General features: G+C 67.8%; 27 protein-coding genes. 12 read left to right on the forward strand and 15 right to left on the reverse strand.

Features of this window, described 5'->3' with window-relative positions; all coding sequences use genetic code 11:
• Window positions 1-23 precede the first annotated feature (23 nt).
• The 4 genes from HHL11_RS07965 to guaD all read left to right on the forward strand — a co-directional run bounded on the left by HHL11_RS07965 (window position 24) and on the right by guaD (window position 4,473).
• Window positions 24-1,001: an aromatic ring-hydroxylating dioxygenase subunit alpha gene (locus HHL11_RS07965; RefSeq protein ID WP_169417871.1), complete on the forward strand. Its 978-nt coding sequence runs from the start codon at window positions 24-26 to the stop codon at window positions 999-1,001.
• Window positions 1,001-2,017 (forward strand): adenosine deaminase, encoded by a 1,017-nt coding sequence (locus HHL11_RS07970; protein ID WP_169417872.1) that lies wholly within the window; start codon window positions 1,001-1,003, stop codon window positions 2,015-2,017. Before HHL11_RS07965 ends, HHL11_RS07970 begins: the two co-directional genes overlap by 1 nt.
• Before the next feature lie 85 nt (window positions 2,018-2,102).
• Complete coding sequence (locus HHL11_RS07975; protein ID WP_169417873.1) at window positions 2,103-3,182, forward strand: BMP family ABC transporter substrate-binding protein; 1,080 nt, start codon at window positions 2,103-2,105, stop codon at window positions 3,180-3,182.
• A gap of 4 nt (window positions 3,183-3,186) precedes the next feature.
• A complete protein-coding gene (gene guaD, locus HHL11_RS07980; RefSeq protein ID WP_169417874.1) occupies window positions 3,187-4,473 on the forward strand; it encodes a guanine deaminase in 1,287 nt (428 codons plus the stop codon).
• A 2-nt stretch (window positions 4,474-4,475) separates the two neighbouring features.
• Here guaD and HHL11_RS07985 read toward each other — a convergent pair whose 3' ends face one another.
• Genes HHL11_RS07985 through HHL11_RS08025 form a run of 9 tightly spaced genes read right to left on the reverse strand, consistent with a single transcriptional unit; the run spans window position 4,476 to window position 12,247 of the window.
• Window positions 4,476-5,012 (reverse strand): MOSC domain-containing protein, encoded by a 537-nt coding sequence (locus tag HHL11_RS07985; RefSeq protein WP_169417875.1) that lies wholly within the window; start codon window positions 5,010-5,012, stop codon window positions 4,476-4,478.
• Between the two features lie 11 nt (window positions 5,013-5,023).
• A complete protein-coding gene (locus tag HHL11_RS07990; RefSeq protein WP_169417876.1) occupies window positions 5,024-5,557 on the reverse strand; it encodes a DUF805 domain-containing protein in 534 nt (177 codons plus the stop codon).
• Window positions 5,558-5,581: 24 nt separating this feature from the next.
• A complete protein-coding gene (locus HHL11_RS07995) occupies window positions 5,582-6,943 on the reverse strand; it encodes a DUF58 domain-containing protein (RefSeq protein WP_169417877.1) in 1,362 nt (453 codons plus the stop codon).
• A 4-nt stretch (window positions 6,944-6,947) separates the two neighbouring features.
• Window positions 6,948-7,961, reverse strand: a complete 1,014-nt coding sequence (locus tag HHL11_RS08000) for an AAA family ATPase (RefSeq protein WP_240980028.1) — start codon at window positions 7,959-7,961, stop codon at window positions 6,948-6,950.
• Between the two features lie 2 nt (window positions 7,962-7,963).
• Window positions 7,964-9,133: a DUF4350 domain-containing protein gene (locus tag HHL11_RS08005; RefSeq protein ID WP_169417878.1), complete on the reverse strand. Its 1,170-nt coding sequence runs from the start codon at window positions 9,131-9,133 to the stop codon at window positions 7,964-7,966.
• Window positions 9,130-9,852, reverse strand: a complete 723-nt coding sequence (locus HHL11_RS08010) for a DUF4129 domain-containing protein (RefSeq protein ID WP_342593189.1) — start codon at window positions 9,850-9,852, stop codon at window positions 9,130-9,132. Before HHL11_RS08010 ends, HHL11_RS08005 begins: the two co-directional genes overlap by 4 nt.
• Window positions 9,839-10,570, reverse strand: coding sequence for a hypothetical protein (locus HHL11_RS08015; RefSeq protein ID WP_169417879.1), 732 nt, complete (start codon window positions 10,568-10,570; stop codon window positions 9,839-9,841). The genes HHL11_RS08010 and HHL11_RS08015 overlap by 14 nt, the downstream gene beginning before the upstream one ends.
• Entirely contained in the window at window positions 10,560-11,552 is a 993-nt protein-coding gene (locus HHL11_RS08020) for a stage II sporulation protein M (RefSeq protein ID WP_169417880.1), read from the reverse strand. Before HHL11_RS08020 ends, HHL11_RS08015 begins: the two co-directional genes overlap by 11 nt.
• Window positions 11,549-12,247 carry an RDD family protein gene (locus tag HHL11_RS08025; protein ID WP_169417881.1) on the reverse strand — a complete coding sequence of 233 codons (699 nt, stop codon included), beginning with the start codon at window positions 12,245-12,247 and terminating at the stop codon, window positions 11,549-11,551. Before HHL11_RS08025 ends, HHL11_RS08020 begins: the two co-directional genes overlap by 4 nt.
• Window positions 12,248-12,382: 135 nt before the next feature.
• Between HHL11_RS08025 and dcd the strand changes: the two genes are divergently transcribed.
• The gene (gene dcd, locus HHL11_RS08030) at window positions 12,383-12,946 is read left to right on the forward strand and encodes a dCTP deaminase (protein WP_169417882.1); all 564 of its coding nucleotides are present in this window, start codon (window positions 12,383-12,385) and stop codon (window positions 12,944-12,946) included.
• Here dcd and HHL11_RS08035 read toward each other — a convergent pair whose 3' ends face one another.
• Window positions 12,947-13,666 (reverse strand): molybdate ABC transporter substrate-binding protein, encoded by a 720-nt coding sequence (locus tag HHL11_RS08035; protein WP_169417883.1) that lies wholly within the window; start codon window positions 13,664-13,666, stop codon window positions 12,947-12,949.
• A 439-nt stretch (window positions 13,667-14,105) separates the two neighbouring features.
• Here HHL11_RS08035 and HHL11_RS08040 point away from each other — a divergent pair, with 439 nt between their 5' ends.
• Together HHL11_RS08040 and HHL11_RS08045 are read left to right on the forward strand one after the other, a co-directional pair.
• Entirely contained in the window at window positions 14,106-14,423 is a 318-nt protein-coding gene (locus tag HHL11_RS08040) for a hypothetical protein (protein WP_169417884.1), read from the forward strand.
• 7 nt (window positions 14,424-14,430) lie between these two features.
• Entirely contained in the window at window positions 14,431-14,745 is a 315-nt protein-coding gene (locus tag HHL11_RS08045) for a hypothetical protein (protein WP_169417885.1), read from the forward strand.
• Between the two features lie 7 nt (window positions 14,746-14,752).
• Here the strand turns inward: HHL11_RS08045 and recJ are convergent, their stop codons facing one another.
• A complete protein-coding gene (gene recJ, locus HHL11_RS08050; RefSeq protein ID WP_169417886.1) occupies window positions 14,753-16,462 on the reverse strand; it encodes a single-stranded-DNA-specific exonuclease RecJ in 1,710 nt (569 codons plus the stop codon).
• Entirely contained in the window at window positions 16,459-17,424 is a 966-nt protein-coding gene (locus HHL11_RS08055; protein ID WP_205964229.1) for a phosphoglycerate mutase, read from the reverse strand. The genes recJ and HHL11_RS08055 overlap by 4 nt, the downstream gene beginning before the upstream one ends.
• 79 nt (window positions 17,425-17,503) lie before the next feature.
• On the opposite strand from HHL11_RS08055, the gene HHL11_RS08060 reads away from it, so the two are divergent.
• From HHL11_RS08060 to HHL11_RS08080, 5 genes are all read left to right on the forward strand, one after another.
• Window positions 17,504-18,757 (forward strand): lipoprotein-releasing ABC transporter permease subunit, encoded by a 1,254-nt coding sequence (locus HHL11_RS08060; protein WP_169417888.1) that lies wholly within the window; start codon window positions 17,504-17,506, stop codon window positions 18,755-18,757.
• Window positions 18,750-19,481 (forward strand): lipoprotein-releasing ABC transporter ATP-binding protein LolD, encoded by a 732-nt coding sequence (gene lolD / locus HHL11_RS08065; protein WP_169417889.1) that lies wholly within the window; start codon window positions 18,750-18,752, stop codon window positions 19,479-19,481. The genes HHL11_RS08060 and lolD overlap by 8 nt, the downstream gene beginning before the upstream one ends.
• A gap of 404 nt (window positions 19,482-19,885) precedes the next feature.
• Window positions 19,886-20,929, forward strand: coding sequence for a DUF2806 domain-containing protein (locus HHL11_RS08070; RefSeq protein ID WP_169417890.1), 1,044 nt, complete (start codon window positions 19,886-19,888; stop codon window positions 20,927-20,929).
• Window positions 20,930-21,242: 313 nt separating this feature from the next.
• Entirely contained in the window at window positions 21,243-21,512 is a 270-nt protein-coding gene (locus HHL11_RS08075) for a SinR family protein (protein ID WP_169417891.1), read from the forward strand.
• Window positions 21,513-21,608: 96 nt separating this feature from the next.
• Window positions 21,609-22,496, forward strand: coding sequence for an FRG domain-containing protein (locus HHL11_RS08080; RefSeq protein ID WP_169417892.1), 888 nt, complete (start codon window positions 21,609-21,611; stop codon window positions 22,494-22,496).
• Between the two features lie 88 nt (window positions 22,497-22,584).
• Here HHL11_RS08080 and HHL11_RS08085 read toward each other — a convergent pair whose 3' ends face one another.
• The 3 genes from HHL11_RS08085 to HHL11_RS08095 are packed head-to-tail and all read right to left on the reverse strand — an operon-like array spanning window position 22,585 to window position 25,616.
• Window positions 22,585-23,625: a VWA domain-containing protein gene (locus HHL11_RS08085; protein ID WP_169417893.1), complete on the reverse strand. Its 1,041-nt coding sequence runs from the start codon at window positions 23,623-23,625 to the stop codon at window positions 22,585-22,587.
• A gap of 16 nt (window positions 23,626-23,641) precedes the next feature.
• Complete coding sequence (locus tag HHL11_RS08090; RefSeq protein WP_169417894.1) at window positions 23,642-24,628, reverse strand: DUF58 domain-containing protein; 987 nt, start codon at window positions 24,626-24,628, stop codon at window positions 23,642-23,644.
• The gene (locus tag HHL11_RS08095) at window positions 24,609-25,616 is read right to left on the reverse strand and encodes an AAA family ATPase (RefSeq protein ID WP_169417895.1); all 1,008 of its coding nucleotides are present in this window, start codon (window positions 25,614-25,616) and stop codon (window positions 24,609-24,611) included. Before HHL11_RS08095 ends, HHL11_RS08090 begins: the two co-directional genes overlap by 20 nt.
• Window positions 25,617-25,621: the final 5 nt, after the last annotated feature.

The raw sequence follows: 25,621 nt of genomic DNA on the forward strand, positions 1-25,621 counted from the left end.
GGCCCCTTTTCGTTTCAGAAGACATGATCGAGAAGCAACACTGGCATCCCGTCATCGCCGCCGAGGCGGTGGGCACCGCGCCGGTCGCCGCGCGCCTGCTGGAAGAGGACCTCGTGCTGTGGCGCGACGGCGCCGGCCAGCTCCACGCGTGGTCCGACCGCTGCCCACACCGCGGTGCGAAGCTGTCCCTGGGCCGGGTTGAAGGCGACCGGCTGGAATGCGCCTATCACGGCTGGCAGTTCGACGCCGAGGCCCGATGCCGCCACGTTCCCGCCCTGCCTGATTTCGTTCCGCCCGCAGGACACCGCGCGCAGGCCTACGAGGTCTGCGAGGCGCATGGCCTGGCCTGGGTGCGGCTTGCTCCCGGCAACGTGCCGCTGCCGGCTTTCGCCGCCGAAGGCGACGCGCGCCTGCGCAAGCTCAATTGCGGTCCCTACGACGTGCATGCGAGCGCGCCGCGGGTGGTCGAGAACTTCCTGGACCTGACGCACTTCGCCTTCGTGCACGAAGGCTGGCTGGGCGCGCGCGGCGCGGCCGCCGTCGATGCCTACCGCGTCGAAGAGACGCCCACCGGCCTGCGCGCGACCGAGTGCCGGGCCTGGCAGCCGCAGTCCAACCTGCATTCCACCGCGCCGGCGCAGGTGGAGTACACGTATGAAGTCACCGGCCCCTATGCGGGCGTGCTGACGAAGATCCCGGAGGCGGGCACCGTCGCCGTGGCGGACTGGAACGAGGCGATCGCGCTGTTCATCTGCCCGCTGGAGCCGGAGCGCTGCCGCGTGTGGTTCCGCCTGGCCGTGGCCGATTTCGAATCGCCGGACGACAAGCTGCGCGCCTTCCAGGACACCATCTTCCGCCAGGACCAGCCGGTGCTGGAGTCGCAACGACCCAAGCGGCTGCCGCTGGACCTGCGGGCCGAACTGCACACGGCGGCCGACCGCGCCTCGGCTATGTACCGGCGCCACCTGTCCAAACTGGGAATCACTTTCGGAGTGCTTTGATGTCCACCTCCCTGCCCGCGCTGCTCGCGGCCATGCCCAAGGCCGAACTGCACATCCACATCGAAGGCTCGCTGGAGCCGGAGCTGATCTTCCAGCTGGCGCAGCGCAACGGCGTGGCGATTCCGTACGCCAGCGTCGAAGAGCTGCGCAAGGCCTATGCCTTCACCAACCTCCAGAGCTTCCTGGACATCTACTACGCCGGCGCCAGCGTGCTGCTGAAGGAGCAGGATTTCTACGACATGGCCTGGGCCTACCTGCGGAAGGCGGCGGCCGACAACGTGATCCGCACGGAGATCTTCTTCGACCCGCAGACGCACACGGCGCGCGGCGTGTCGATGGAGACCGTCGTCAACGGCCTGCATCGCGCCTGCGTCGACGCCAAGACCATGGGCGTCGATGCGGAGCTGATCCTCTGCTTCCTGCGCCACCTGAGCGAGGAAGACGCCTTCCTGACACTGGAGCAGGCGCTGCCGTTGCGCGACAAGTTCATCGGCGTCGGGCTGGACTCGAGCGAGCTGGGGCATCCGCCGGAGAAGTTCGCGCGCGTGTTCGCCAAGTGCCGCGCGCTGGGCCTGCACCTGGTCGCGCACGCGGGCGAGGAAGGCCCGCCGGCCTACGTGTGGGCCGCGCTCGACGTGCTGAAGGTGGAGCGGATCGACCACGGCGTGCAGTCGGTGAAGGACCCGGCGCTGATGCAGCGGCTGGCGCAGGACCGCATCCCGCTGACGGTGTGCCCGCTGTCGAACCTGAAGCTGTGCGTGTTTCCCAAGCTCGCCGACCACAACATCCGGCAGCTGCTGGATGCGGGGCTGGTGGCGACGGTCAACTCCGACGACCCGGCCTATTTCGGCGGCTACATGAACGACAACTTCCTGCAGACCTTCGCGGCGACGGGGCTGGCGAAGGAACATGCGTACCGGTTGGCGGCGAACAGCTTCGAAGGCAGCTTTGCCGAGGCCGGCGCCAAGCGGCGCTACCTGGAGCGGCTCGACCAGGCGTTCGCGGCGCAAGGTTAATCCCCGGCAACTACAATTGCGCCCTCAAGGCTGCTGTCCCGGCGGCCTTTTGTCTTTGATGACCGGGACCATGTCGAGGAACACCATGTACAAAAACCTCGCCGCCGCAGGCATTGCGGCCGGCTTGCTTTTTTCCACTTTCCCGTCCACCGCGCAGAAGAACGAGCCGCTCAAGGTCGGCTTCGTCTATGTCGCGCCCGTCACCGATGCGGGCTGGGTGCACCAGCACGAAGAGGCGCGCCTTGCCGTGCAAGCCGCGTTCGATGGGCGCGTGAAGACGGATTACGTCGAGAACGTGCCCGAAGGCCCCGACGCGGAGCGCGTGATCCGCGATCTCGCGTCCACCGGCCACAAGCTGATCTTCGCTTCGAGCTTCGGCTACATGGAGCCGATGCTGAAGGTGGCGCGCGAATTCCCGGACGTGAAGTTCGAGTCCATCACCGGCTACAAGACGGCAGCCAACGTGGCGGCGGCCAACGCGCGTTATTACGAAGGCCGCTACCTGTCGGGCATCGCCGCGGGGCGCATGACCAAGAGCAACGTCGCCGGTTACGTCGCGGGCTTCCCGATTCCCGAGGTGCTGCAAGGCATCAACGCCTTCACCCTGGGCATGCGTTCGGTCAACCCGAAGGCGCAGGTGAAGGTGGTGTGGATCAACGCCTGGTTCGATCCGGCCAAGGAGCGCGAGGCCGCGCTGACGCTGATGAACCAGGGCGCCGACGTGCTGTCCTTCCACACCGCGTCCACAGCGGTGATGCAGGCGGCGCAGGAGCGCGGCAAGCTGGCCATCGCCTACCACTCGGACATGCGCAAGACCGCGCCCGATGCGCAGCTGATGGCGGTGACGCACCAGTGGGCCGACTACTACAAGAAGCGCACGCAGGCGGTGCTGGACGGGACCTGGAAGCCGGTGAACGTCTGGGGCGGCGTCAAGGAAGGGATGATCCGCGTCGGCTGGTTCGGGCCCAAGGTCCCCAAGGCGGTGCAGGCCGAGGTGCTGAAGCGGCAGGACGACATCGGCGCTGGCAGGCTGCGCCCCTTCGTGGGGCCCATCGTCGACAACGAGGGGCATGAGGTGCTGGCGAAGGGCCAGGCCATGACGGACGACCAGATACTGAATATGAAGTTTCTCGTATCCGGCGTGCAGGGGAAGATCGCACAATAGTGCGATGCAAGCCTTCCGCGCCGCCCTGCTTCGCTTCGACGACCAAGGACAAGCCCTCTACGACGAGGACGGCCTGCTGGTCGTCGGCCCCGGCGCCGATGGCCGCAAGGTGGTGCGCGCAGCCGGCGCCTACGCGCGGCTGAAGGACAACTTCCCCGGCGTCGCCATCGAGCATCTGCCGGGCCGCATCCTGGCGCCCGGCTTCCTGGACCTGCACGTCCACTTCCCGCAGACCGACGTGATCGGCTCGCCGGCCGAAGGCCTGCTGCCCTGGCTGGAGAACTACACCTTCCCGCACGAGGCGCGCTTCAGCGACCCGGTCTATGCCCGCGGCGTGGCGGAGGTCTTCCTCGACGAGTTGCAGCGCAACGGCGTCACCACCGCGCTTACCTTCTGCACTTCGCACCCGCACTCGGTGGATGCATTGATGGAGGAAGCGCAGCGCCGGCGCCTGCGCCTGATCGGCGGCAAGGTCCTGCAGGACCGCCATTCGCCCGATGGCGTGCGCGACGAGACCGAGCAGTCGCTGCTGGACACCGAAGCGCTGATCCGCCGCTGGCATGGCACGGACCGCCTGGGCTATGCCATCACGCCGCGTTTCGCGCCCAGCTGCAGCGAAGCGCAGTTGCGCGGCGCCGGCGAACTGGCGGCGCAGCATCGCGACGTCTGGATCCAGTCGCACGTGGCCGAGAACAAGGACGAGATCCGCTGGGCGCGCGAGCTGTTCCCGCGCTCGCGCAGCTACCTGGCGATCTACCAGGACTTCGGCCTGATGCGGGAACGCGCCATCTACGCGCACTGCATCCACTTCGACGACGCGGACCGCCAGCTGATGCGCGACACCGGCGCGGCGGCGGCCGTCAGCCCCACCAGCAACCTGTTCCTGGGCAGCGGCTTCTTCGATTACGAGGGCGCGCGCCGGGTCGGTTTCAAGCACGGGCTGGCCAGCGACGTCGGCGGCGGCACCAGCTTCTGTCCCTTCCACACGATGCTGGCGGCCTACTACGTGGGGCGCGAAGGCCAGACCAAGCCGGGCCTGAGCCTGAGCCCGCAGAACCTGTGGTGGCAGCACACGGCCGGCGCCGCGCAGGCGCTGGGATTGGAAGGCGTGGTGGGCAATTTGCAGCCCGGGTGCGAGGCGGATTTCCTCGTGCTGAACCCGAAGGCCACGCCGCTGCTGGCGCGCAAGACTTCGAATGCGCAGGATCTCGATGAACTGCTGTTCTCGCTGATCGTGCTGGCGGACGACCGCGCGGTGGAGCGCGTCTACATCGACGGCGCGCCGGCCTGACCTTACACGGGCTCCAGGGCCCGATGCGGCCCGGAGGGCAGACGCACGCGGATCCCGTCGCCTGCACGCACAACGCCGCTCGCAACGACCACACCCATCACCCCCGCCTTGCGAACCAGCTGGCCCTCCGCATCGCGATCCAGCACCGCGGCCAGCAAGCCCGCCTGGAAATCCTCGATCTGGTGGCAAGGGTTCCGCAGCCCGGTGACGCGTACGACCGCAGTCGCGCCGATGCTCAACTCGGTGTCTACCGGCAAGGCCAGCAGGTCGACGCCCCGGGTCGTGATGTTCTCGCCCATCTCCCCCGGCTGCACACTGAGGCCCTGGGCCGAAAGCTCGTCGAACAGCTCCGCATGCATCAGGTGCACCTGGCGCAGGTTCGGCTGGGTGGGATTCCGCTTCACCCGTGAGCGGTGCTTGACGGTCGTGCCGCAGTGGGCATCGCCTTCGACGCCCAGGCCTTCGAGGAGCCTGATTTCGCGGGACCCGGATTTCGAGAACGAGTGGCTGGAACTGGAGCTGATGGCGACGACCTGCATGGGGCCGTAGCCTAGCGCACCTGCACCGTCTTCGTCCGCTTCACGTAGTCCTGGTAGGCCGGCAAGGCGATGGCAGCCAGCACGCCGATCAACATGATTACCGGGAACATCCAGCCCAGGATCTTCACGCCCAGCGTGTTGGGCGGCGGCGGTGCGCCGAAGCGGTTGGCGCCCGGCGTGCCCGGGTTCAGCAGCCAGATGAAGGCCACGAAGGGGATGATCATCAGGATCACCGTCCAGCCGCCCCAGCCCATGTCGTGCGAGCGCTGGATGGCCTTGAAGATGGTGAAGGCCAGGTAGGCGACGCCGCCCAGGGCCATCACGGCCATCGTCACCCGGCTGCCCGCGAACGCGCCCAGCAGGCCGGCCAGCACGCCGCCGGCGAAGGCGAACAGCAGGTAGGCGCCCGTCAGGTAGGCCAGGAAGCGCAGGCGGCCGATGCGGCCCTGGCTGGACCACAGGCTCACGGGCTGCACTTCGCCGCCGCCGGCGTAGACGTCGGCGACGGCCGCTTGCGGCGGGGCGTAGGGGTTCACGTTGCTCATGGCTTCTCTCCTCGTCGGAACTTGCTACAGCATCCCCGCCCGCTTGACGGCGTGGTAGCGGTTGACCAGGGCGGCCGGCAACTGCGCCGGCTCCACGTCCACCGACAGCGCATCATGGCCGGTGACGCGGGCGAATGCATCGCGCCGGCCCTGCTCGAACAGGTGCGCCGTCGCGGTTTCCACCGACTGCTCCGGCCGGGCGATCGGCTGCTGCGCCAGTTCGCGCAGCACCTGTTCGCGCAGGCTGGCCACCATCACCAGGTGGCGGCTGCGCAGCAGCTTGATGGCGGGCTGCAGCTCGGTCGCATCTTCGTCGCGGAAGTTGGTCAGCACGATGACGAGCGCGCGCCGCGGGAAATGCCGCAGCAGGTCGTTGGCGGCCTGCACGTAGTCCGAGTGCACGGCGGCCGGCTCGATGTCGTACAGCCGGTTCATCAGCGCGTTGAGGCTGGCCACGCCCTTGCGCGGGGCGAAGTCGCGCTGCTGCCCCGGCAGGTTGCCGAAGGTCAGGGCGCCGACCTCGTCGCCTTCCTTCAGCGCCACGTAGGCCAGCAGCATCAGCGCGTTGAGCGCCTGGTCGAAGTGGCTGCCGCCGGCCGCGACAGCGCCTTCGTCCGCGCGCATGCGCCGGCCGCAATCGAGCAGGAAGAACACGCGCTGGTCGCGCTCGTCCTGGAACTGCCGCACGATCGGCTTGCCCTGGCGCAGGGTCGCCTTCCAGTCGATGTGCCGCACGGGCTCGCCGCGCTGGTAGTCGGCGAGCTGGCGGAAGTCCGTGCCCATGCCGCGCCGCGCATAGGTCTTGATGCCGATCTGCGTGAGCCGGCGGTCGCCGGCCAGCCAGGCATAGCCCGCCACCGCCGCGAAGTTGGGATACACGCGCAGTTCCTGCGCCGCGCCCGCTTCCTGCAGGAACTCCCAGCAGCCGCCGCGGCTGCGCCAGCGCAGTTGCGTCGGGCCGAAGGCAACCAGCCCGCGCTGCAATGCCGTCACCGTGTAGCGCAAGGTCGCACGCGTGCCCGCGGCGAGCGTCGCCGACTGCGGCAGGCCTTCGAAGTGGAAGCGCGCATCGGGCGCATCGAAGACCTGGAGGCGCCACGGCAGCTTGCCCGGGTTGTCCAGGTGCAGCCGCACTTCGGTCGCCACGCCGAGCGCAAATGCAGTGGGCAGCCGGCGCTGCACGTTGACGGGCGACGCCTGCCAGGCGCGCCAGCTGCGCACGCCGTCGATGGCGGCGTAGAGCGCGCCGGCCCCGAGCACTGCGCTGGCCGCGGCCGCCACATCCGCCACGTCCGCGCCGAGCAGCAGCGCAGCCACCGCGCATGCGGCGAGGCCGGCCAGTGCGTAGCCGGCGGCTCGCGTGGGGAGCAGGGCGCGCAGCTTCATGCGTCTACAGGCGCGGCGCCGGCACGCTGTCGGCGGCGGTGCGCAGCAGTTCGTCCACCGTGCGGCCTTCCAGCTGCGCGTCGGGCGCCAGCAGCACGCGGTGCCGCAGTGCCGGCAGCACGTACTGCTTGATGTCGTCGGGCGTGATGAAGTCGCGCGCTTGCAGCAAGGCGCTTGCGCGGGCCGCGCGCACCAGCGCAATCGCGCCGCGCGGCCCCGCGCCGGCGGACAGGCCCGGCCAGCCGCGGGTGGCACGCGCGATGCGCACCGCGTAATCGAGCACGCGCTCGTCGGCGCGGATGAAGGACGCCATCTTCTGCAGTCCCAGCACGTGGCGCTCTTCCACCACCGGCTTCAGCTGCTCCAGCGGCAGCAGGTTGCCGGCCTGGCCTTCGGTGCTGTCGCGGACGATGGCCGTCTCGTCAGCCTGGCTCGGGTAGCCGATGCTGATCTTCAGCAGGAAGCGATCGAGCTGCGCTTCCGGCAGCGGATAGGTGCCCTCGGTGTCGATCGGGTTCTGCGTCGCCAGCACCATGAAGGGCCGCGGCAGCGCCAGCGTCTTGCCTTCCAGGGTCACCTGGTATTCCTGCATCACCTCCAGCAGCGCGCTCTGGGTCTTGGCCGGCGCACGGTTGATTTCGTCGGCGAGCAGCAGGTTGGTGAACACCGGGCCCTGGAACACCCGCAGGTTGCCGAGGCCGGTGGCGCCGGTGGCCGCCGGGTCGAGCACGGCGTGGCCGGTGATGTCCGAAGGCATCAGGTCCGGCGTGAACTGGATGCGCGCGTAGCCCAGGGTCATGGTGCGCGCCAAGGCCCGCGCGAGCAGCGTCTTGCCGAGACCCGGCACGCCTTCGATCAGCACGTGGCCGCTGGCGACCAGCGCCACCAGCGTCTGCTCCACGGCTTCCGCCTGGCCGACGACGGACTTGGACAGCTCGCCGCGCAGGGTCTGCATCACTTCGGCCGCGCGGGCCAGGTCCTCGGGCTTGATCAGCATCGGGCTCGGGTTGTTCATCATGGTCAGGACGTCCGTTGTTGGTGTTGCAGCAGCCGCCGCCGCGCGGCTTCCAGCAGTTCGAGGTCGGCCGGCAGGCGCTCGGGCGTGCGCGGCCCCGGCAGCAAGGCGCGCGTGAGCGCGTTGGCATCGAGCGATGTGGCGCGAGCGATGGCCTGCGGCACGGACAAGGGCGTGAGCTGCGCGAAGCCGGGCAGGCGCGCACGCGCGGCGTCCTGCAGCGCGCGCACCTGCGCCGCGTGCAAGGCAGCCGTGCCGTGCTGCTGCAGGAAGGCGCCGGTGCCCGCGACCTGCTCGCGCATGGAGCGGCGTTGCGGCGCAGGCGTCGCGCCGACCGGGCCGAAGCGCACGGCGCCGCGCCACAGCCACCAGGCCAGTGCGGCGGCTGCCAGCAGCACCGCGATCCACGCGTTCTGCCAGATCCAGGCCAGGAAAGGCGGGCGGGCTTCTTCCGTCACCAGCCAGACGGCCTGGCCGCGTTCGAGTTGCAGCGCGGTCGCCAGTGCCAGCGCGTGCTCGCCCTTGAGCACTTCGCGGTTGTTCAGGAAGGTCCAGGAGCCGAAGGCGGTGACGCTACCCTTGCCGAGCGGCACGCGCAGCATCTCGACGCCGTAGGGCCCGTTCAATTGCCATTGCGGCGCGACATTCTCGCGCGGCTGCAGGTCGCGCCAGAAGGACGGGCCGCCGCAGAAGCGGAAGCCCTGGCCGTCGCTGCCGGGTGCCTGCAGCCCGGCGGGCTCGGTCACCTGGTAGCAGTCCTGCTTGTCGACGCCGCGCTTGATGCGTTGCGCATCGCGTGTCCGGTCCACCGGCTTCAGCGGCAGCCAGGCCAGCTCGCGCCGGTCCAGCAAGGTCGCGGGCACCACCAGCTGGCCGCCGGCTTCGATCCAGCGGCGCAGTTGCTCGGCGCGCTCGGGGAACAGGTGCCAGTACTGCGAGGTGAGCAGCAGGCGGGCGCCGGGCGGCGGCAAGGGTTCGAGCGCCTGCCGGCGTTCTACGCGGGCACCCATCTGCTTCAGCACCTGCTCGGTGGCGAAGAAGCTGTCCTTGGCCGCGGCGCCGCGCGGCGGGCGCGGCACCTGTACTTCCACCCATTCGGTGGCATTGGCGAGCCACAATGCGCCCGCCAAGGCGAGGCCACCGACCGCGATGCGGATGACGGTGTCGCGGCTCATGCGGCGCGGGCGGCTGCCGCCGGCAATTGCTGGTCGAAATCCCGGCACAGGGCCAGGGCCTGCTCCGCACTGGGCAGGCGCGCGCCGTACACGGCCAGCTGCCAGGCCTGCACGAGGCGCGCGAAGAAGGCGCTGCGCGGCGCTTCGAGGCGGCCGCGCGCCAGCGCCACGCATTCGCCTTCGGTGCTGGCCGCGCGGATCGGGACGGCGTAGCCATGCACCAGGCGCGACAACGCGCCGCGATACAGCAAGGACAGCGCGGCGCGCTGTTCACCGCGCTGCCACAGCTGCGCCGCCGCCGCACCAATGTCCTCCGGCAGGCTCTCGGGCCGGATGTCGAGGCTTTGCACGTGGCTGGGCAAGTGGGCGCGCTGCGCCGGTCCGCGGCCGCCGCGCACGCGGTACCAGCGGCGCAGGCCGACCAGCAGCAGCGCGACCAGCACGGCGCCGCCGGCCCAGACCAGCAGGCGCGCCGTCTCGTTCATCCAGCGCATCAGGTTGCGCAGCCATTCGAAGGCGCTGGGCTCCTCGCGCTTCTGCTCCTTCGGCTTGGCGCGGTCGCGCCAGCGCAGTTCGTGTTCGGTGGTGGTGCCGGCCAGGTCCGGGTGGGCGCGCACCGCGTCCACGGCCTTCTGCATCTCGGCGCGGGTCAGCGGTTCGGCCTGCAGGGCCGGCGCCAGCAGCAGCGCGAGGACCAGCAGGAGCTCACGCAAACGCACGGCGGAACTCCTGTTCGATGTCCCAGGCTTCCAGCTCCACGCGGCGGTTCAGGTACATCACGAAACCCGCGGCCACGTAAAAGGGCTCCAGCACGAAGATGACCAGCGCATACGCCAGCGCCAGCACCAGCTGGTTGCCCACGCCCGCCGATTGCCACAGCCAGGACAGCACGTTGCGATGCAGTCCCTCGGGCGCGAACCACACGACCAGCATAGCCAGGCCGGCACACAGCGCGATCTCCACGTTGGCGAAGACGAAGTGCATGCCGAAGGCGGCGCCGCGTTTGCCGGCAAGCAATTGCGCGCGGCGCTGGCGGCGCGCCTTGCCGCGCTGGCCTTCGAGCTGCAGCGCAGGCTGCGTGTACGAGCGCCAGGGCGACAAACGCCGCAAGGTCAGCGTCGACAGCAGGCCTTGCCACCACACGGTCCGCTGCTGCGCCCAGAGGTCGGCGAAGCGTGTCTCGTCGTTGAACACGGCGCGCGCCAGCACGAACAGCAGGCTGCGATCCAGCCAGGGCTTGAGGCAGAACAGCAGCAGCGTGGGCAGCCAGGGCCGGATCTCGATGGTGGCCAGCGCCAGCAGCGCGACCACCGCGAACAGCGGCGCCCAGGTGCGCAGCAGGCTGCGCGCATGGCGGTGCACCAGCAGCACGCCCAGGTCGGCGGCTTCGGCCATCGGCCGCGGCCGCAGTTGCAGCGCCAGCGCTTCAACGCGCATCGTCACCTCCGCGCGCCGGCCGGCCTTGCCAGAGCAGATAGGCCGCGACCAGCAGCCAGCAGGCCGCGCCGACGCCGTACTTCACCTGCGGCGTGATCCAGCGCGCCGAGGACCAGAAGGCTTCAATGGCCGCGGCCACCAGCAGGAACAGCACCACGCCGTAGACGACCACGATGGCTTCCGCCGCGGCCGCGCGCAGCGCCTGCAGCCGCGTCAAGCGGCCCGGCGCCAGGAAAGCGCGCCCGAGGCGCAGGCCCGCGGCGCCGGCCAGCACGATGGCCGTCAGCTCGAAGGCGCCGTGCGTGACGACGAAGGACAGGAAGTTCTCCGCGTAGCCGCGCGCGATCAGGTAACCCGCCACCGCGCCCAGGAACAGGCCGTTGAACACCAGGAAGAAGGCGCTGCCGACGCCGGCGAACAGGCCGGCCGCGAAGGTCTGGAAGCCGATGCCGATGTTGTGCATCACGTAGTAGCCGAACATCTGCCAGTCGGTGTCGGCGGCGCGCTCGCGGCCGATGCCGGCATCGCCGGGCCCGTACATCAGGTCGAACTGCTGCACCTGGCGCGCGTCCATCAGGTGCAGGATGAAGCCGGGGTCGCGCCAGCTGGCCCAGCCCACGGCCAGGAGCGGCAGCGCGAACAGCGCCAGGGCCAGCAGCAGGTAGCCGCGCTGGGCCCGCACCGCCTGCGGAAAGTCGATCAACACCAGGCGGCCGGCGCGGCGCAGGCCCCAGCCCTGGCGGCGGTAGATCTGGCGGTGGGCGCGCTGCGTCAGCGCCTGCAGCCGCCCGGTGAGGTGGATCGGGTAGGACCGCGCTTCGGCCAGGGCCAGGTCCTCGCAGGTGGCGCGGTACAGGGCGGCGAGACGCGCGCCGTCCCAGCGCTTGCCGGCGGGGCCGCTGGTGTTCTCCGCCTTTTCCAGCAGCGCCTCCAGCTCCTGCCATTGCGGCGCGCGGGTTTCCTCGAACTGGCGCGGCGTCATCGTGGCGCTCCGCGGTGGCCCAGCAGCCAGTGGGCGACGCCTAGCAGCCGCGGCGCGGTGGCCCCGCCCTGCGGCGCCGGCGCGATGCTGTCGGCGAGTTCGGCCAGCTCCTCGAAGCGGGCCGGCGTCAGGCGCGGCGCACGGCCGGCCCAGGCGACCACGGCCGCCTGTTCGGTCTGCGTCAGCGTGCGGGCAGGCGGCATCGGGTCGGCTGGCGGCAGGGCGCCGTGCAAGGTCACGCTTTCGCTGTACACGACCAGCGTGCCGGCCGCGAGGTCGCCCAGGCGCTTGAAATCGGCCCGCAGCAGCAAGGTGGCGGCGCCGAAGGCATAGAGGAAGGGCAGGAAATCGGCGGTGCGCAGCAGGTTGCGCACGATGGAGGCGCCGGGCGTCACCGGCAGGCCGGAATCCATCACCACCTGCAGGCCCATGATCCGCTTGCCGGGCGTGGCGCCGCTCTTGGACAGCTCGAAAACGACCGGGTAGCCCCATTCGAGCGCGAAGTAGGTGATGAGGAGCAGGGCGCCGCCGAAGCCGCCCAGCGCCCGCAGCACGATGCTGGCGGCGACCAACAGGCCCAGCCGGATGGCCAGGTCGATCATCCAGGCGAGGCCGCGCGCCACGAGGCCGGCCGGCCGCAGCGCGAGTGCGATCCCCTCCGGCGTCTCTGCCAGGTAAAGCGTGTCCAGCGGCACGCGGCTCAGTCCCCCACCTCGATCCCCTTGCGTTTGCGGCCCATTCTAGGGTTGGCCGTGCCCGGCCGCACCTCCGCCATTCGGGGGCGTTGCACCCCCTCCACATAGAATCTCTCCCCAGGAGTGTCCCCAACGATGATCAAGAGCGACAAATGGATCCGCAGGATGGCCGAACAGCATGGCTTGATCGAGCCCTTCGAGCCCGGCCAGGTCCGGGAGGTGGAAGGCCGCCGCGTCATCAGCTACGGCACCTCCAGCTACGGCTACGACATCCGCTGCGCGCCGGAATTCAAGGTGTTCACCAACATCCACAGCACGGTGGTGGACCCGAAGAACTTCGACGAGAAGAGCTTCGTCGACTTCCATGACGATGTCTGCATCATCCCGCCCAACAGCTTCGCGCTGGCGCGCACGCTGGAGTACTTCCGCATTCCGCGCAACGTGCTGACCATCTGCCTGGGCAAGAGCACCTATGCGCGCTGCGGGATCATCGTCAACGTGACCCCGTTCGAGCCGGAGTGGGAAGGCTACGTGACGCTGGAGTTCTCCAACACCACGCCGCTGCCGGCGAAGATCTACGCCGGCGAAGGCTGCGCGCAGGTGCTGTTCTTCGAGAGCGACGAGGTCTGCGAGACGAGCTACAAGGACCGCGGCGGCAAGTACCAGGGGCAGCGCGGGGTGACGCTGCCCAAGGCGTAGTCAGGGGCTCACGAAACCGCTTTCCCGCCAGGCCGCCTGCGACGGCGGCTGCGCGAGGAAGGCCAGCAGCGCCCGCCCCGCGGCGCTGTCGCTGGCCAGCGCGGCGCCATAGGCCGTGGCCTGCGCATACGGCGCCGGCAGGGCGCCCACGAAGCGCACGCCCTTCGCCGGCATGATCTCGCTGGACTGGCTCACGCCCAGCGCATAGCGGCCTTGTGACAGCGCCGTGACCACGTCCCCGCCGAAAGGCAGCACCGTCACCTTGGCGGCCACCTGTTCGCGGATGCCCAGCGCATCGAGCACCTTGGCGAAATGCGTGCCGGCAGTGGCGCCGCGCGCCGGGTCGGCGTAGGCGATGCTGGATGCGGCGAGCAGCGCGGCGCGCAATTGCTCCGCGTCCGCGATCGCAGGCGCCGGCTGGTTCGCCGGCGCGGCCAGCGACACCAGCACGCGGCCGATGCCCACTTCCGCTTCCGGCTGCAGGCGCTGCGCGCCGCGCAGTTGCTGCAAGGCCGCTTCGCTCAGGATCACGACGTCGGCGGCGCTGCCCGCGTCCGCCTTCAATACGCGATCGCGCTGCGCGCCCACGGTGTCGTAGCTCGCACGCAAGGTGTGGCCGCTCGCGCGCTCGAAGGCAGGCGCGATTTCTTCCAGCGCGTGCTTCGCGGCGCCGGCGGCGAGCACACGCACTTCGTCGGCGCGGGCGCAGGCGGCTGCCATAAATGCAATCACAAGCAGCAGGTGTTTCATGCGGTGTCCGGTGCCTTTCGTTGTCGTCATCCCAAAGGAGGGGGTTTCGGGCACGGCCACGTGTGCGCTTGCTTCCATTCGCACCAAAGGCCGAGCAGCGATGCAACCGTTGCAAGCGCGCACAGAAGCGGCGCGCTTTGCGGCGATGGCGCCACATCTTCGCCGCCCGACCGCGCGAAATCCAGTGTCGGCGCGGGCTGCGCGTAGGCGGCGCGCAACGGCCCGGTGATCTCGTGCACTGGATGCGCGCGCGCCGGACCAGCGGACAACCCGGGCGACGCGCGCGGCGCTTTCATTGCTTCCCGGGAACGGGCTGAGCGGTCGAGCTACTGTCCTACAGCATCTCGCGAGTGCGGCTATGGCGCGCCTGGGACGACAAGCCTAGGATGTTTACACGAAGGAAACCGCCATGACTGCCATTCCTGTCAACGCGAATGAAGTCTCTCCGCTGGAGCAAGAGCGCAGTCGCGCATGGGCCTTCGCATTGCTGGCGCTCGCATGCGCGCAGATGCTGGCGTTCTGGGCGGTGTGCAGCCACCAGGTACGCAAGGCGGAAGTGCGCAGCAACGAAGTCGTCGTGCAGCAGATGGCACTCTCCGACTGCCTGCAGTACATCCCCGGTTCCACCATCGCCAGCTGCACCAGCCAGCTGGATGCGGCGAAGGCGCCGGCACCGGCCGCCAATACGGCCGTGAGCGGCGCCACGCCGGTCAGCTTCACCCGGTAAATCGGCCATGGACCCAGCACACGCCCATCCCGCCACCGGCGCGGGCGTGTCCGTTCCGCCCGAGGACTGGAAGTGGCGCGCGGAGGACGACTCCGCGTGCTACTGCCCGCGCCGCATGCTCGCCAGCTTCGCGCTGCTGATGGCGGGGCACGGCCGCTGCGTCAACACCGACATGATGCTGGGCGACCGCGAATACGCGCTGTGGCAGCTGGAATGCGCGCACGGGATGAACGATCCCGAGCTGCAAGCGCTGGTGGGGTGCCTGCGGGCCTACTTCGACGATGCGCAGCAGACGGCGGTGCCGGTGCTGGGCACGGCGTGACGCGGGATTAGAGCTCCACCCCTTCGACCAGGAAGCGCACGCGGCGTGCGCCTTGCCACTCGTCTGCTTCCAGGCGGAAAGCCATCTTCACTTTGGCCGGCAAGGGATCGGTGTGGCCGAACCACATGGCGTCCACCGGCTGGCCCTGGTGCTTCAGCTTCAGCGACAGGTGCTTCTCGCCCACCAGCCGCTGCGACAGCACTTCCACTTCCTCGCTGAACACCGGCGGCGCGAAGCCCTGGCCCCAGACCTCGCCGTGCAAGGTGTCGACCAGGTCGGGCCGGCGGTACTGCGGATCGAGCGGGCCGTCGGTGTGCAGCCGGCGCTGCAAGGTTGCCTTGTCCAGCCATTCCTGCGCGACCTGCGCGAGCGCTTCCTCGAACACGTCGAAGTGTTCTTCGGCCACCGTGCAGCCCGCCGCCATCGCATGGCCACCGAAGCGCAGCAGCACGCCCGGATGCCGCTTGGCCACCAGGTCCAGCGCGTCGCGCAGGTGGAAGCCGGGGATGGAGCGGCCTGAGCCTTTCAGCTCGTGCTCCTTGCCCGGCGCCTGGCTGGCGGCGAACACGAACGTGGGCCGGTGCAGCTTGTCCTTGATGCGCGAGGCGACGATGCCGACCACGCCTTCATGGAAGTCGGGGTCGAACACGCAGATGGCCGGCGGCGGCTCGTCGCCTTCCTCGAACAGCGCGTCCACGATCTCCATCGCCTGCTCGCGCATGTCGCCTTCGATCTCGCGCCGCTCGCGGTTGATGGCGTCGAGCGAGCGCGCCAGTTCGTCGGCGCGGCCCGCATCGTCGGTGAGCAGGCACTCGATGCCGATGGTCATGTCGGCCAGGCGGCCCGCGGCATTGATGCGCGGCCCCAGCGCGAAGCCGAAGTCGAAGGTGGTGGCCACCTGCGACTTGCGCCCAGCAGCCGTGAAGAGCGCCGCCAGCCCGCAGGGCAGCGCGCCGGCGCGGATGCGGCGCAGGCCCTGCGCCACGAGGCGCCGGTTGTTGCCATCGAGCTTGACGACGTCGGCCACGGTGCCCAGCGCCACCAGCGGCAGCAGCGTGTCCAGGCGCGGCTGGTTCTGCTCGTCGAACACGCCGCGCGCGCGCAGTTCAGCCCGCGTGGCCAGCAGCACGTAGAACATCACGCCGACGCCGGCGATCGACTTGCTCTCGAAGTCGCAACCCGGTTGGTTCGGATTCACGATCAAGCCGCCTTCGGGCAACGTTGCGCCCGGCAGGTGGTGGTCGGTCACCAGCACGTCCAGCCCCAGTGCGCGCGCCTTCGCCACGCCGTCGAGGCTGGCGATGCCGTTGTCGACCGTGATCAGCATGTCGGCGCCGCGTTGCTTCACGCGCTGCGCGATGACGGGTGTGAGGCCGTAGCCGTCGGCCACGCGGTCCGGCACCAGGTAGTCGACGTTCTGCGCGCCCAGCAGGCGCAGCCCGCGCAGGCCGACCACGCAGGCGGTGGCGCCGTCGCAGTCGTAGTCGGCGACGATGCACAGCTTGCGGCCGGCGGTGATGGCGTCGGCCAGCAACTTCGCGGCCTCGTTGACGTTCTTCATCGACGCCGGCGGCAGCAGCTTGCCCAGGCCGTTATCGAGTTCTTCCTTGGCGAGCACGCCGCGCGCGGCATACAGGCGCGCCAGCAGCGGGTGCACGCCCGCCTGCTCCAGCGCCCAGGCGGCGCGCGGGGGCACCTCGCGGGTGATGATCTTCATAGCGCCTCCAGCAGCGCGGCCGCGGACGGCTTGTTGAACAGGGCGGCGGCGCGCCGCCAGAAGCTGGCGCCCGCCGATGCCCAGGTGCGGGCATGGGCCTCGCCGCACAGCGTCAGCTGCACGGCGCGGCCCGCATCGAGATCCTGCAGCAGCTGGGCGCACTCGCGCGCGTCCAGCTGTTGCCAGGCGGTGGCCCACGCGGGCCAGTCGCCCACCAGCGCGGCTTCGCGCAACTGGCCGGGGACGCGAAGGCTAGCAGGCGGCTGGGCCGGCGCATCGGGCGGCAAGGCGCCGGTGCCGCTGATCCAGAAAGAATTCACGGGCAAATGGCCGGCGCGCTCACGTTCTTCGCTGAGCGGCAGCGTGTAGAGCAGCATCTGCATTTCCTGCTGCAGGCGCCGCAGCGGCCCGGCGGCGGCGCTGCGCGGCAGCCAGGGGTCGATGTCGGCGCCGCCCACGCGGTCGAGCGAGGCCGTGGGCAGGTCGCGGAAGATGTCGGCACGGGCCAGCCAGCGCGTTGGTGTGTCGTAGCGCAGCTCGATGCCATCTTCGGTGAAATAAGGCGCCATGGCGGCCAGCAGGCCCCGGGAATAGGCCTCGTCGAGCGCCAGCTCCTGGGGATGCGCCATGGCGATGCGGTCGCGGCCCACGCGCCAGTGGGCGGGGGTGATCCAGGCCCACCCGGCGCCGCTTGCGGTGCCGGCTCCTGATTCAGCTTGACCGGGATCACCGCCTTGCTGCCGCACCTGCCAGGCCGCCAGCGGCACCAGGCCGTCGGCGGCGGGCAGGCCGCAGGCGCGGGCCAGGGCTGTTTCGTGGGGCATGGACAGGCTTTCGGCGTTGCCCGCGTCGCTGCCGGCCGGCTGCAGGCGGGCCAGCAGCTTCTGCAGGTTGGGCAGCGCCAGGCCGCGCAGGGCCTGGACGCAGCCGGCGGCAGAGCTACCGGCGAAGGGAACGATCAAGTGGACTCCGTCTGACACAGCCGTATTGTCGGGGATGCCACAATCGCCGCCGATGCCCACCTTCCAACCCTAGGCTGCAATGGCACTTCCCTATGAGCTGGTGCTGGGCTGGCGCTATACACGCGCCGGCCGCGCCACCCGCCGCAACGGCTTCATCTCCTTCATCTCCGGCGTGTCGATGCTCGGCATCGCGCTGGGGGTGGCGGCCCTCATCATCGTGCTGTCGGTCATGAACGGCTTCCAGAAGGAAGTGCGGGACCGCATGCTCGGCGTCGTCTCGCACATCGAGATCTTCGGGCCCGGCGGCGGCACGCTGGCGGACACGCAGCGCACGATGGCCGAGGCGAAGAAGAACCCCGAGGTGATCGGCGCCGCGCCCTTCGTGGCGACCCAGTCGCTGCTGGCGCGCGGCGACGACATGCGCGGCGCCATCGTGCGCGGCATCGACCCCGCGCTGGAAGGGCAGGTCACGGACGTGGCTGCCACGTCGAAGGCGGCGCTGGACCGGCTGAAGCCGGGCGAATTCAACATCGTGCTGGGCATCGAGCTGGCGCGCGCCATGGGCGTGCAGACCGGCGACGCCGTGACGCTGATCGCGCCCGGCGGCGAGATGACGCCGGCCGGCGTGGTGCCGCGCCTGAAGCAGATGCGGGTGGCCGGCACCTTCGACAGCGGCCACTTCGAATACGACAGCGGCCTGGTGATGCTGAACATCGAGGACGCCGAGCGCATCTTCCGGCTCGACGGCCCCACCGGCGTGCGCCTGAAGCTGAAGGACCTGAACAAGGCCCGCGGGGTGGCCGACGAACTGACGCACACGCTTTCGGGCGACTTCCTGGTGCGTGACTGGACGCGCCAGAACCGCACCTGGTTCACGGCGGTGCAGGTCGAGAAACGCATGATGTTCATCATCCTCACGCTGATCGTGGCGGTGGCCGCCTTCAACCTGGTGAGCACGCTGGTGATGACGGTGACCGACAAGCGCGCCGACATCGCCATCCTGCGGACGCTGGGCGCGAGCCCGAGCAGCATCATGGGCATCTTCGTCGTGCAGGGCGCGGCGGTGGGCGTGATCGGCACGCTGGTCGGCCTGCTGCTGGGGCTGCTGGTGGCCTTCAACATCGACGTGATCGTGCCGGCGCTGGAGCACTTGCTGAACGCCAGCTTCCTGCCCAAGGACGTCTACCTGATCAACCGCATGCCCAGCGACCCGCAGTCCGGCGACATCGTGCCGATTGCGGTGATCTCGCTGGTGCTGTCCTTCGTGGCGACGCTGTATCCGAGCTGGCGCGCGAGCCGCGTGAACCCGGCGGAGGCTTTGCGGTATGAATGATGTTCCGACTCTTGATCCTGTGGCGCCGACGCTAGGCGCGGTGGAGCCCCACACCGGCGTGGTGCTGTCCTGCCAGGGAGTGAGCAAGCGCTACTCCGAGGGGGATCTCTCCGTGGACGTTCTCAAAGGCGTGGACTTGCAGGTGCATGCGGGGGAGACGCTGGCGATCGTTGGCGCTTCGGGCTCCGGCAAGAGCACGCTGCTGCATGTGTTGGGCGGCCTGGATGCGCCCACGGCTGGCAATGTGCAGCTGATGGGGCAGGAGCTGGCGAAGCTGGATGCGGCGGCGCAGGGGCGGTTGCGGAACAAGCACCTGGGGTTTGTTTACCAGTTCCACCATTTGCTGCCGGAGTTCAGTGCGCTGGATAACGTGGGGATGCCGCTGAGGATTCGGCGGGATCCGTTGGAGGAGGTGAGTCGCACTGCTGCTGAAATGCTGGCTGCTGTGGGGTTGCGGGAGCGGGTGAAGCATCGGCCTGCTGAACTCTCTGGCGGCGAGCGGCAGCGGGTGGCGATTGCGCGGGCGCTGGTGACGCATCCGGCTTGCGTGCTCGCTGACGAACCCACCGGGAACCTTGATCGAGGGACGGCGGATGTGGTGTTTCAGTTGATGCTGCAGTTGGCGCGGGAGCGGGGGACTGCGTTTGTGATGGTGACGCATGATGAACAACTGGCGGCCCGGTGTGGGCGCCAGTTGCGGCTGACGAGCGGGCGACTCGGCTAACCCTTCGTCATCCCCGCGAGCGGGAATTCAATCAATTAAAAGCGGCCCCTTCGGGCCGCTTTGCTTGGAGGTGACGCGCGAGAACGCGTGGCGCCAATGAGACTTGATACGTGTCGAGGATCCGGTGTATTGTTCTTATCTATAGAACTTACAGGCACTGCGTTGGACGTGCGGGGATACTGGATGCATTGTCTCCTTTGTTTCTGCCAGGAGGGAAGGGCGATCCTCTTCATGCCGAAGGGGCCTGTCGCAATCGCGGATATTCAACGAGCTCGCTCCGCGATGCTTATGTGGCGGCGACACCGGTTGGCCGGGGCTTATCGGAGCGACGCAGTTCCCCATAGCGGCGCTGCGCTCTGCGACGGCCGCTTGGTCTACCCCGATCTTTAGCCTAAGGAGGCTACATGGATATTCCTGGCGAGAAGCTGGTCATCAGGCTTTGGGAGACGCTCGCGGAAAAGGGCATTGGTTCATTGCTCACACCGTGGCAAACGCTTCGCGAAGGTCGGGCTCGCATCGAAGTGCGCCGTCAAGAGCTGTTGATGCTTGCGCAAGCGGAGAGAGACGCCGCCGACCTGAGAGCTGGCCGAAAGCAATTGAGTCCAGACGGTACCCAGGCTCTTGCCGCACCGGCGTCGGTGTTGCAAGACGCATGCTTTCGAATCGAACCGGTACTTGACTTCGGGTCTGTGGCCAACGCAGGCGCGACGATAGCTGCTTTAGAAAGTGCGCGGGGCGAGATAAATCGTAGCAAAGCGGTACTCTTCGCCGAGGAGGAGCTCGTTCGCGACCCGCAGGAGCCGGCAGAGAGAAAAGTTGATGAAGACTGGCTGCACTCTTGGCAAGAAAACGCAGGCAGGGTCTCGGCCGAGGACCTCCAGAGACTGTGGGGAAGCGTGCTTGCCGGCGAAGTGAAGTGCCCAGGCAAATACTCCCTGCGAACTCTTGATTTCCTGCGAACGATCTCAAAGGAAGAGGCCGACTTGTTTAGTACTTTGGCCCGTTACGTGATCAGCGGACGCGTGATGAAAGGCCCAAGTGCTTACTTGGAAGCACGAGGAATCGACGTCTCACTTCTCCTGAGAATGCAAAACTTGGGCCTTTTGTCAGGGGTTGAGTCAATCGGACTGTCAACTATCTTCAAGACGTCAATCGAAGGTCGGTTTCGCACGGTGTTCGTGTCCCACAACAAAGCGCTCATCGCAGAGCATGAAGAAGCCGCGAAGCGTCTTGAACTCGAGGTCTATCTGCTTACCGATGTTGGCAAGCAGGTCCTAGATCTCGGAAAATTCGCCGCAGACATCGAATACCTGCAATTGGTGGGTAGATCAATCGCCCAGCAGGGGTTCACGGTGAGACTGGCAGACTGGATTCCTGTCTCTGAAGTGGAGGGCAGATTTGTAAACCCTCAGCCCATTGATCATGGAGGAGCGACCAGTGAGGCCTGACGGGGCCGCATGGAATTCTGCGTAATTCAAGCCTCCCGCTTCTGTTTCTAACACGTCATCGACACGGACGCGGAGCTTGCTCTTTCTAGTTGGCGTCGCGACTGCATTCGGCTCTCGGACGTGCACGAAATGGCAATGCAAAGTGGCACCGTGACGTCATCCGCAGCTGAGCGTGCACTTCGTGGTGCAATGCGTCTGCGCACCCTCGCACCGCCGACGGTTTAGGCCATAGAACTTTGTTCGTCGCCCAACGGGACGATGGACAGCGGAAGCAGATGGCGCATCCTCTGAGCCTCTTGCAGAGGAGATGAGGATGACAACGTTCTTGATTACGTACGATCTCAATAAGCCGGGGAAAGATTACACGGATCTCCTGAAGAAGATCAAGAGCTATGCGTGGGCTCGTCTATCCGAGTCGTCGTATGCAATTTCCACTACCTCGGATCCTCAGACGGTGTACGACGGGTTGAAGCCGTTTCTTGATCCGAATGATAATCTCTATGTAATCTCGCTTAGGAAGCCTTACACCGGCTTCGGCCCCAAGGACGTGAATGACTGGTTGGAGCGCAATCTCACGTTCTGAGCTACGGTAAACCAGTTCAGTGGATTTCGGACGTCTAGGCGGCGGGTCATCGACCGCACGTCATTCGTCGAATGCCTTCACATTAGCCTCTAGCAAATGAACTCTAAAGAGCCTGCACCCGTCGAGCAGCAGATTAGGCGCGTTTCTGAGTACGTCCAGCGAGTGGTTGACGCTTCAAATTTTTTGAGCTTGCCATATGGGCATCTCTGGTTTCGCGGTATTTCGAAGAGCGAGCTAGATCTAGTGCCGGGCACTGTTTGGCGGGGCATTAATGACGAGATGTCGTTGATTGAGGAGTTTCGGGTGCACCTCCCGGCCTACGCTCACCGTCAGTACACCGATCCGTGGGAAATCTATGCGCTCATGCAGCACCATGGGCTTCCCACGAGACTGTTAGATTGGTCTAAGTCGCCACTGGCCGCGTTGTTCTTTGCTTTGGATTTCTCCGAAGATGACGCGGATCCAGAACAGACGCCTGCCGTTTGGATCATGAATCCGTACGCCCTGAATAAGCTGGCGCACGACCGCGAAGCTTTATTTGTTCCGAAACTGGACTACAGCCCTTTTGGATTCAACTGGACGGTCCATTCCTATTTGCCTGACAGCTTGCGTCCGGAGCATTCGGGCGAGCCAACAACGCCGCGGCTGCCGATTGCAATCGAGCCACCCGTCTCGAACTCGCGGTTGGTTGCGCAGCAGGGCTGCTTCACCGTGCACGGCTTTGATGCTACTCCCCTAAACAAGATCACTGGCATGGAGCAGCATCTGCAGAAGATTGAGATTGCTGCCGAAATGACTGCTGAAATTCGGTCTGAACTAGAGCAGCTTGGTTTTCGGGCCGAGTGGATCTATCAAGACCTTGATCGACTTAGCCGGCGGATCGTCCAGGAGAGGGCTCCAGCGGCGCCCCTGTTGCCGAGTCCCAAGGATGCTTTGCCGTCTATTCCCGAGGACAGTTTGGGCTCGAATAAGAATCCGGCCTAACGTGGCAACCAGTGAACAGCGCGCCGCTTTGGCTCTATTGGTCCCCGCCTCCGCGGGGATGACGAGGGCGGCGCCGGGGTAACGAGCGCTAGAGAATCCGGTTAAACCACCACAACGACAGCGCCGCGGAAATCAACACCAACGCCGCCGCCGCCATCGCAAACAACGCCGAAATCTCCGTCTCCTTCTTCTCAACCGTCAGCTTCGAACTCAGCGTCTCATACACCTTGCGCAGGTCATGCGCGGTGCCGGCGTAGAAGTACTCCGCAGAAGTCTTCTGCGCAATCGCCTTCAGAGTCTCCTCGTCCAGGCGAACGCGCATCGACCAGCCCTCGAAGCCGATCGTCTCGCCATCCACCGTGCCGATGCCCACCGTGTAGACGCGAATGCCACGGTCGGCAGCCATCTTCGCGGCGTCGAGCGGGTCCACGCCCGTGGTGCGCTGGCCGTCGGTCAGCATGATGATCGCCGCGGAGGTGTACGAGCCCGGCGCCACCGGCGTGAACTCCTTGGCCTCCTTGCGCTCGCCGTCGATGGCGAAGCCGCGCTGGCGCTCGCGCCCCGTGCCCATGGAGTTGAGGTCAATGCCCTGGTCCGGGAACAGCGTCGCCAGCGAGATGACGATGGCGTTGCCGGTGGCCGTGGCGCGTTGCAACTGGAAGCGGTCGATGGCGGTGATCAGGTCTTCGCGGTTGGTGGTGGGCAACTGCGCCACCTGGGCCGAGCCGGCGAAGGCGACGACGCCCACCTTCACGGTGCGCGGCAGCTCGCCGATGAAGGCCTTGGCGGCGTTCTGCGCGGCCACCAGCCGGTTCGGCTGCACGTCGGTGGCACGCATGCTGCCCGACACGTCCATGGCCAGGATGATGGTCTGCTGGTTGGACGGCAAGGTCACCACCGCCACCGGCCGGGCCGAGGCCAACACCAGCGCTATCAGGCCCAGGAGGAACAGAGCCGGCGGAATGTGCCGCCGCAGCTGCTGCCCGGTGCCCATCGCCTCGCGCACGATGGACAGCGAGGCGTAGCGCACCGCCATCTTCCTTTTGCGTCGCAACAGCAGCAGGTACAAGCCGACCAGCACCGGCGCGGCCAGCAGCAGCCACAGGAATTCGGGCCAGAGGAAATTCATTGCATGCTCCCCCTTCTCAAGCCATGCGCTTCAGGTGCGCCGGCAGGCTGCCGGCCGCAAGCTGGCTGCGCCGCTTGCGCATCTCGACGAACCGGATGATCGCATCCACCAGGTCGGCATCGGTGGACAGTTCGAGGGCATCCACGCTGGCGCGGGTGAGGGCCTCGCGCAGCTCCGCTTCGCGCTGGGCGGCGATGCGGGCAAAGCGCTTGCGGAAACCCGTGTCATGCGTGTCCACCACCACTTGGTCGCCGGTCTCGGCGTCGCGCAGCGTCAGCAGGCCCAGGTCCGGCAGCTCCAGTTCCAGCGGGTCCAGCACGCGCACGGCCACCACCTCGTGGCGCTGCGCCAGCTGCGCCAGCGGCTTTTCCCAGCCCGGTTCGCTGATGAAGTCCGAGACCACGAAGACGGTGGAGCGCCGCTTGATGAAGCTGGCCGCCGACACCAGCAGGTCGGACAGGCGCGTCGGCCCGGGCTCGCTGGTGACCACGCGGTCCTGCATGCTGTGCAGCAGGTGCAACACGTGCCGGCGGCCGCTGCGGGCGGGGATGACCTGCTCGACGCCGTCGCCGTACAGCATCGCGCCCACGCGGTTGCCGTGGCGCGTGAGCAGGCGCGCGAGCACCGCCACGAATTCGGCCGACACGTTGCGCTTGCGCAGGTCCCCGGAGCCGAAATCCACCGAGGGGCTCAGGTCCACCAGGAACCAGGCCGACATCTCGCGGTCCTCGGTGAACACGCGCACGTGCGGCACCTGCAGGCGGGCGGTGACGTTCCAGTCGATGTGGCGCACGTCGTCGTGCAGCTGGTATTCGCGCAGGTCCGCCAGGTCCAGGCCGGCGCCGCGCAGCAGGGTGCGGTAGTCGCCCTGCAGCAGGCCGTCCAGCCGCATGATCACCTTCCATTCCAGGCGGCGCAGCACCTGCTCGGCGTGATGCACGGGCAGCGCCGTGGCCGGGGCCGCGGCGGGTTCCGGGGAGTCCTTACGCCACCAGCTTTTCATGTTCCAGCGGTTTGGCCGGCGGGGGAATCTTGGCCATGATCTTCTGCACCACCTGGTCGGAGTTCAGGCCCTCGGACAGCGCCTCGTACGACAGCACCACGCGGTGGCGCAGCACGTCCAGCACCAGGTCCGTCATGTCCTCGGGCAGCGCGTAGCCGCGGCCGCGCAGCATGGCCATGGCGCGCGCGCCTTCGGTCAAGGCGATCGTCGCGCGCGGGCTGGCGCCGTAGGTGATGTACTTGCCCATGTCCTTCAGGCCATGGCGCTCGGGCCAGCGGGTGGCGGACACCAGCTTCACGGCGTACTGCACCAGCGACGGGTCCACGTAGACCTGGCGGCATTCCTTCTGCAGTTCGTGCAGTTGCTCGGTGGTGGCGACCGGCGTCACTTCGACGGCCGGGCCGGTGACGCGCTGCACGATGACGAATTCCTCTTCGTCGGTCGGGTAGTCCACCAGCACCTTCATCATGAAGCGGTCCACCTGCGCTTCCGGCAGCGGGTAGGTGCCCTCGGTCTCGATCGGGTTCTGCGTGGCCATCACCAGGAAGGGGTCCGGCACCTTGTGGGTCTCGCCGGCGATCGTCACCTGGTGTTCCTGCATCACTTCCAGCAGCGCGCTCTGCACCTTGGCCGGCGCGCGGTTGATTTCGTCGGCCAGCAGCAGGTTGGCGAACACCGGGCCCAGCGAGGTGTTGAACTCGCCGGTGCGCTGGTTGTAGATGCGCGTGCCCACCAGGTCGGCCGGCACCAGGTCGGGCGTGAACTGGATGCGCTTGAACTGGCCGCGCATGGTGTGCGCCAGCGTCTTCACCGTCAGCGTCTTGGCCAGGCCGGGCACGCCTTCCACCAGCAGGTGGCCTTCCGCGAGCATGGCCACCATCACGCGCTCCAGGAACCTGTCCTGGCCCACGACGACGCGTTTGACCTCGTAGAGGATCTGCTCCATCAATTGCGCGGTGGCGCTGTCCGTGCGGCTGGTGTTGTCCATGCGGT

The organism is Ramlibacter agri (assembly GCF_012927085.1).
In the GTDB taxonomy this organism is placed as follows: domain Bacteria; phylum Pseudomonadota; class Gammaproteobacteria; order Burkholderiales; family Burkholderiaceae_C; genus Ramlibacter; species Ramlibacter agri.

What these genes read in the sequence shown, in the direction of transcription:
- HHL11_RS07965 (WP_169417871.1), top strand. Translation starts at nt 24, where the DNA reads ATGATCGAGAAGCAACACTGGCATCCCGTCATCGCCGCCGAGGCGGTG.
- HHL11_RS07970 (WP_169417872.1), top strand. Translation starts at nt 1,001, where the DNA reads ATGTCCACCTCCCTGCCCGCGCTGCTCGCGGCCATGCCCAAGGCCGAA.
- HHL11_RS07975 (WP_169417873.1), top strand. Translation starts at nt 2,103, where the DNA reads ATGTACAAAAACCTCGCCGCCGCAGGCATTGCGGCCGGCTTGCTTTTT.
- guaD (WP_169417874.1), top strand. Translation starts at nt 3,187, where the DNA reads ATGCAAGCCTTCCGCGCCGCCCTGCTTCGCTTCGACGACCAAGGACAA.
- HHL11_RS07985 (WP_169417875.1), bottom strand. Translation starts at nt 5,012, where the DNA reads ATGCAGGTCGTCGCCATCAGCTCCAGTTCCAGCCACTCGTTCTCGAAA.
- HHL11_RS07990 (WP_169417876.1), bottom strand. Translation starts at nt 5,557, where the DNA reads ATGAGCAACGTGAACCCCTACGCCCCGCCGCAAGCGGCCGTCGCCGAC.
- HHL11_RS07995 (WP_169417877.1), bottom strand. Translation starts at nt 6,943, where the DNA reads ATGAAGCTGCGCGCCCTGCTCCCCACGCGAGCCGCCGGCTACGCACTG.
- HHL11_RS08000 (WP_240980028.1), bottom strand. Translation starts at nt 7,961, where the DNA reads ATGATGAACAACCCGAGCCCGATGCTGATCAAGCCCGAGGACCTGGCC.
- HHL11_RS08005 (WP_169417878.1), bottom strand. Translation starts at nt 9,133, where the DNA reads ATGAGCCGCGACACCGTCATCCGCATCGCGGTCGGTGGCCTCGCCTTG.
- HHL11_RS08015 (WP_169417879.1), bottom strand. Translation starts at nt 10,570, where the DNA reads ATGCGCGTTGAAGCGCTGGCGCTGCAACTGCGGCCGCGGCCGATGGCC.
- HHL11_RS08020 (WP_169417880.1), bottom strand. Translation starts at nt 11,552, where the DNA reads ATGACGCCGCGCCAGTTCGAGGAAACCCGCGCGCCGCAATGGCAGGAG.
- dcd (WP_169417882.1), top strand. Translation starts at nt 12,383, where the DNA reads ATGATCAAGAGCGACAAATGGATCCGCAGGATGGCCGAACAGCATGGC.
- HHL11_RS08035 (WP_169417883.1), bottom strand. Translation starts at nt 13,666, where the DNA reads ATGGCAGCCGCCTGCGCCCGCGCCGACGAAGTGCGTGTGCTCGCCGCC.
- HHL11_RS08040 (WP_169417884.1), top strand. Translation starts at nt 14,106, where the DNA reads ATGACTGCCATTCCTGTCAACGCGAATGAAGTCTCTCCGCTGGAGCAA.
- HHL11_RS08045 (WP_169417885.1), top strand. Translation starts at nt 14,431, where the DNA reads ATGGACCCAGCACACGCCCATCCCGCCACCGGCGCGGGCGTGTCCGTT.
- recJ (WP_169417886.1), bottom strand. Translation starts at nt 16,462, where the DNA reads ATGAAGATCATCACCCGCGAGGTGCCCCCGCGCGCCGCCTGGGCGCTG.
- HHL11_RS08060 (WP_169417888.1), top strand. Translation starts at nt 17,504, where the DNA reads ATGGCACTTCCCTATGAGCTGGTGCTGGGCTGGCGCTATACACGCGCC.
- lolD (WP_169417889.1), top strand. Translation starts at nt 18,750, where the DNA reads ATGAATGATGTTCCGACTCTTGATCCTGTGGCGCCGACGCTAGGCGCG.
- HHL11_RS08070 (WP_169417890.1), top strand. Translation starts at nt 19,886, where the DNA reads ATGGATATTCCTGGCGAGAAGCTGGTCATCAGGCTTTGGGAGACGCTC.
- HHL11_RS08075 (WP_169417891.1), top strand. Translation starts at nt 21,243, where the DNA reads ATGACAACGTTCTTGATTACGTACGATCTCAATAAGCCGGGGAAAGAT.
- HHL11_RS08080 (WP_169417892.1), top strand. Translation starts at nt 21,609, where the DNA reads ATGAACTCTAAAGAGCCTGCACCCGTCGAGCAGCAGATTAGGCGCGTT.
- HHL11_RS08085 (WP_169417893.1), bottom strand. Translation starts at nt 23,625, where the DNA reads ATGAATTTCCTCTGGCCCGAATTCCTGTGGCTGCTGCTGGCCGCGCCG.
- HHL11_RS08090 (WP_169417894.1), bottom strand. Translation starts at nt 24,628, where the DNA reads ATGAAAAGCTGGTGGCGTAAGGACTCCCCGGAACCCGCCGCGGCCCCG.
- HHL11_RS08095 (WP_169417895.1), bottom strand. Translation starts at nt 25,616, where the DNA reads ATGGACAACACCAGCCGCACGGACAGCGCCACCGCGCAATTGATGGAG.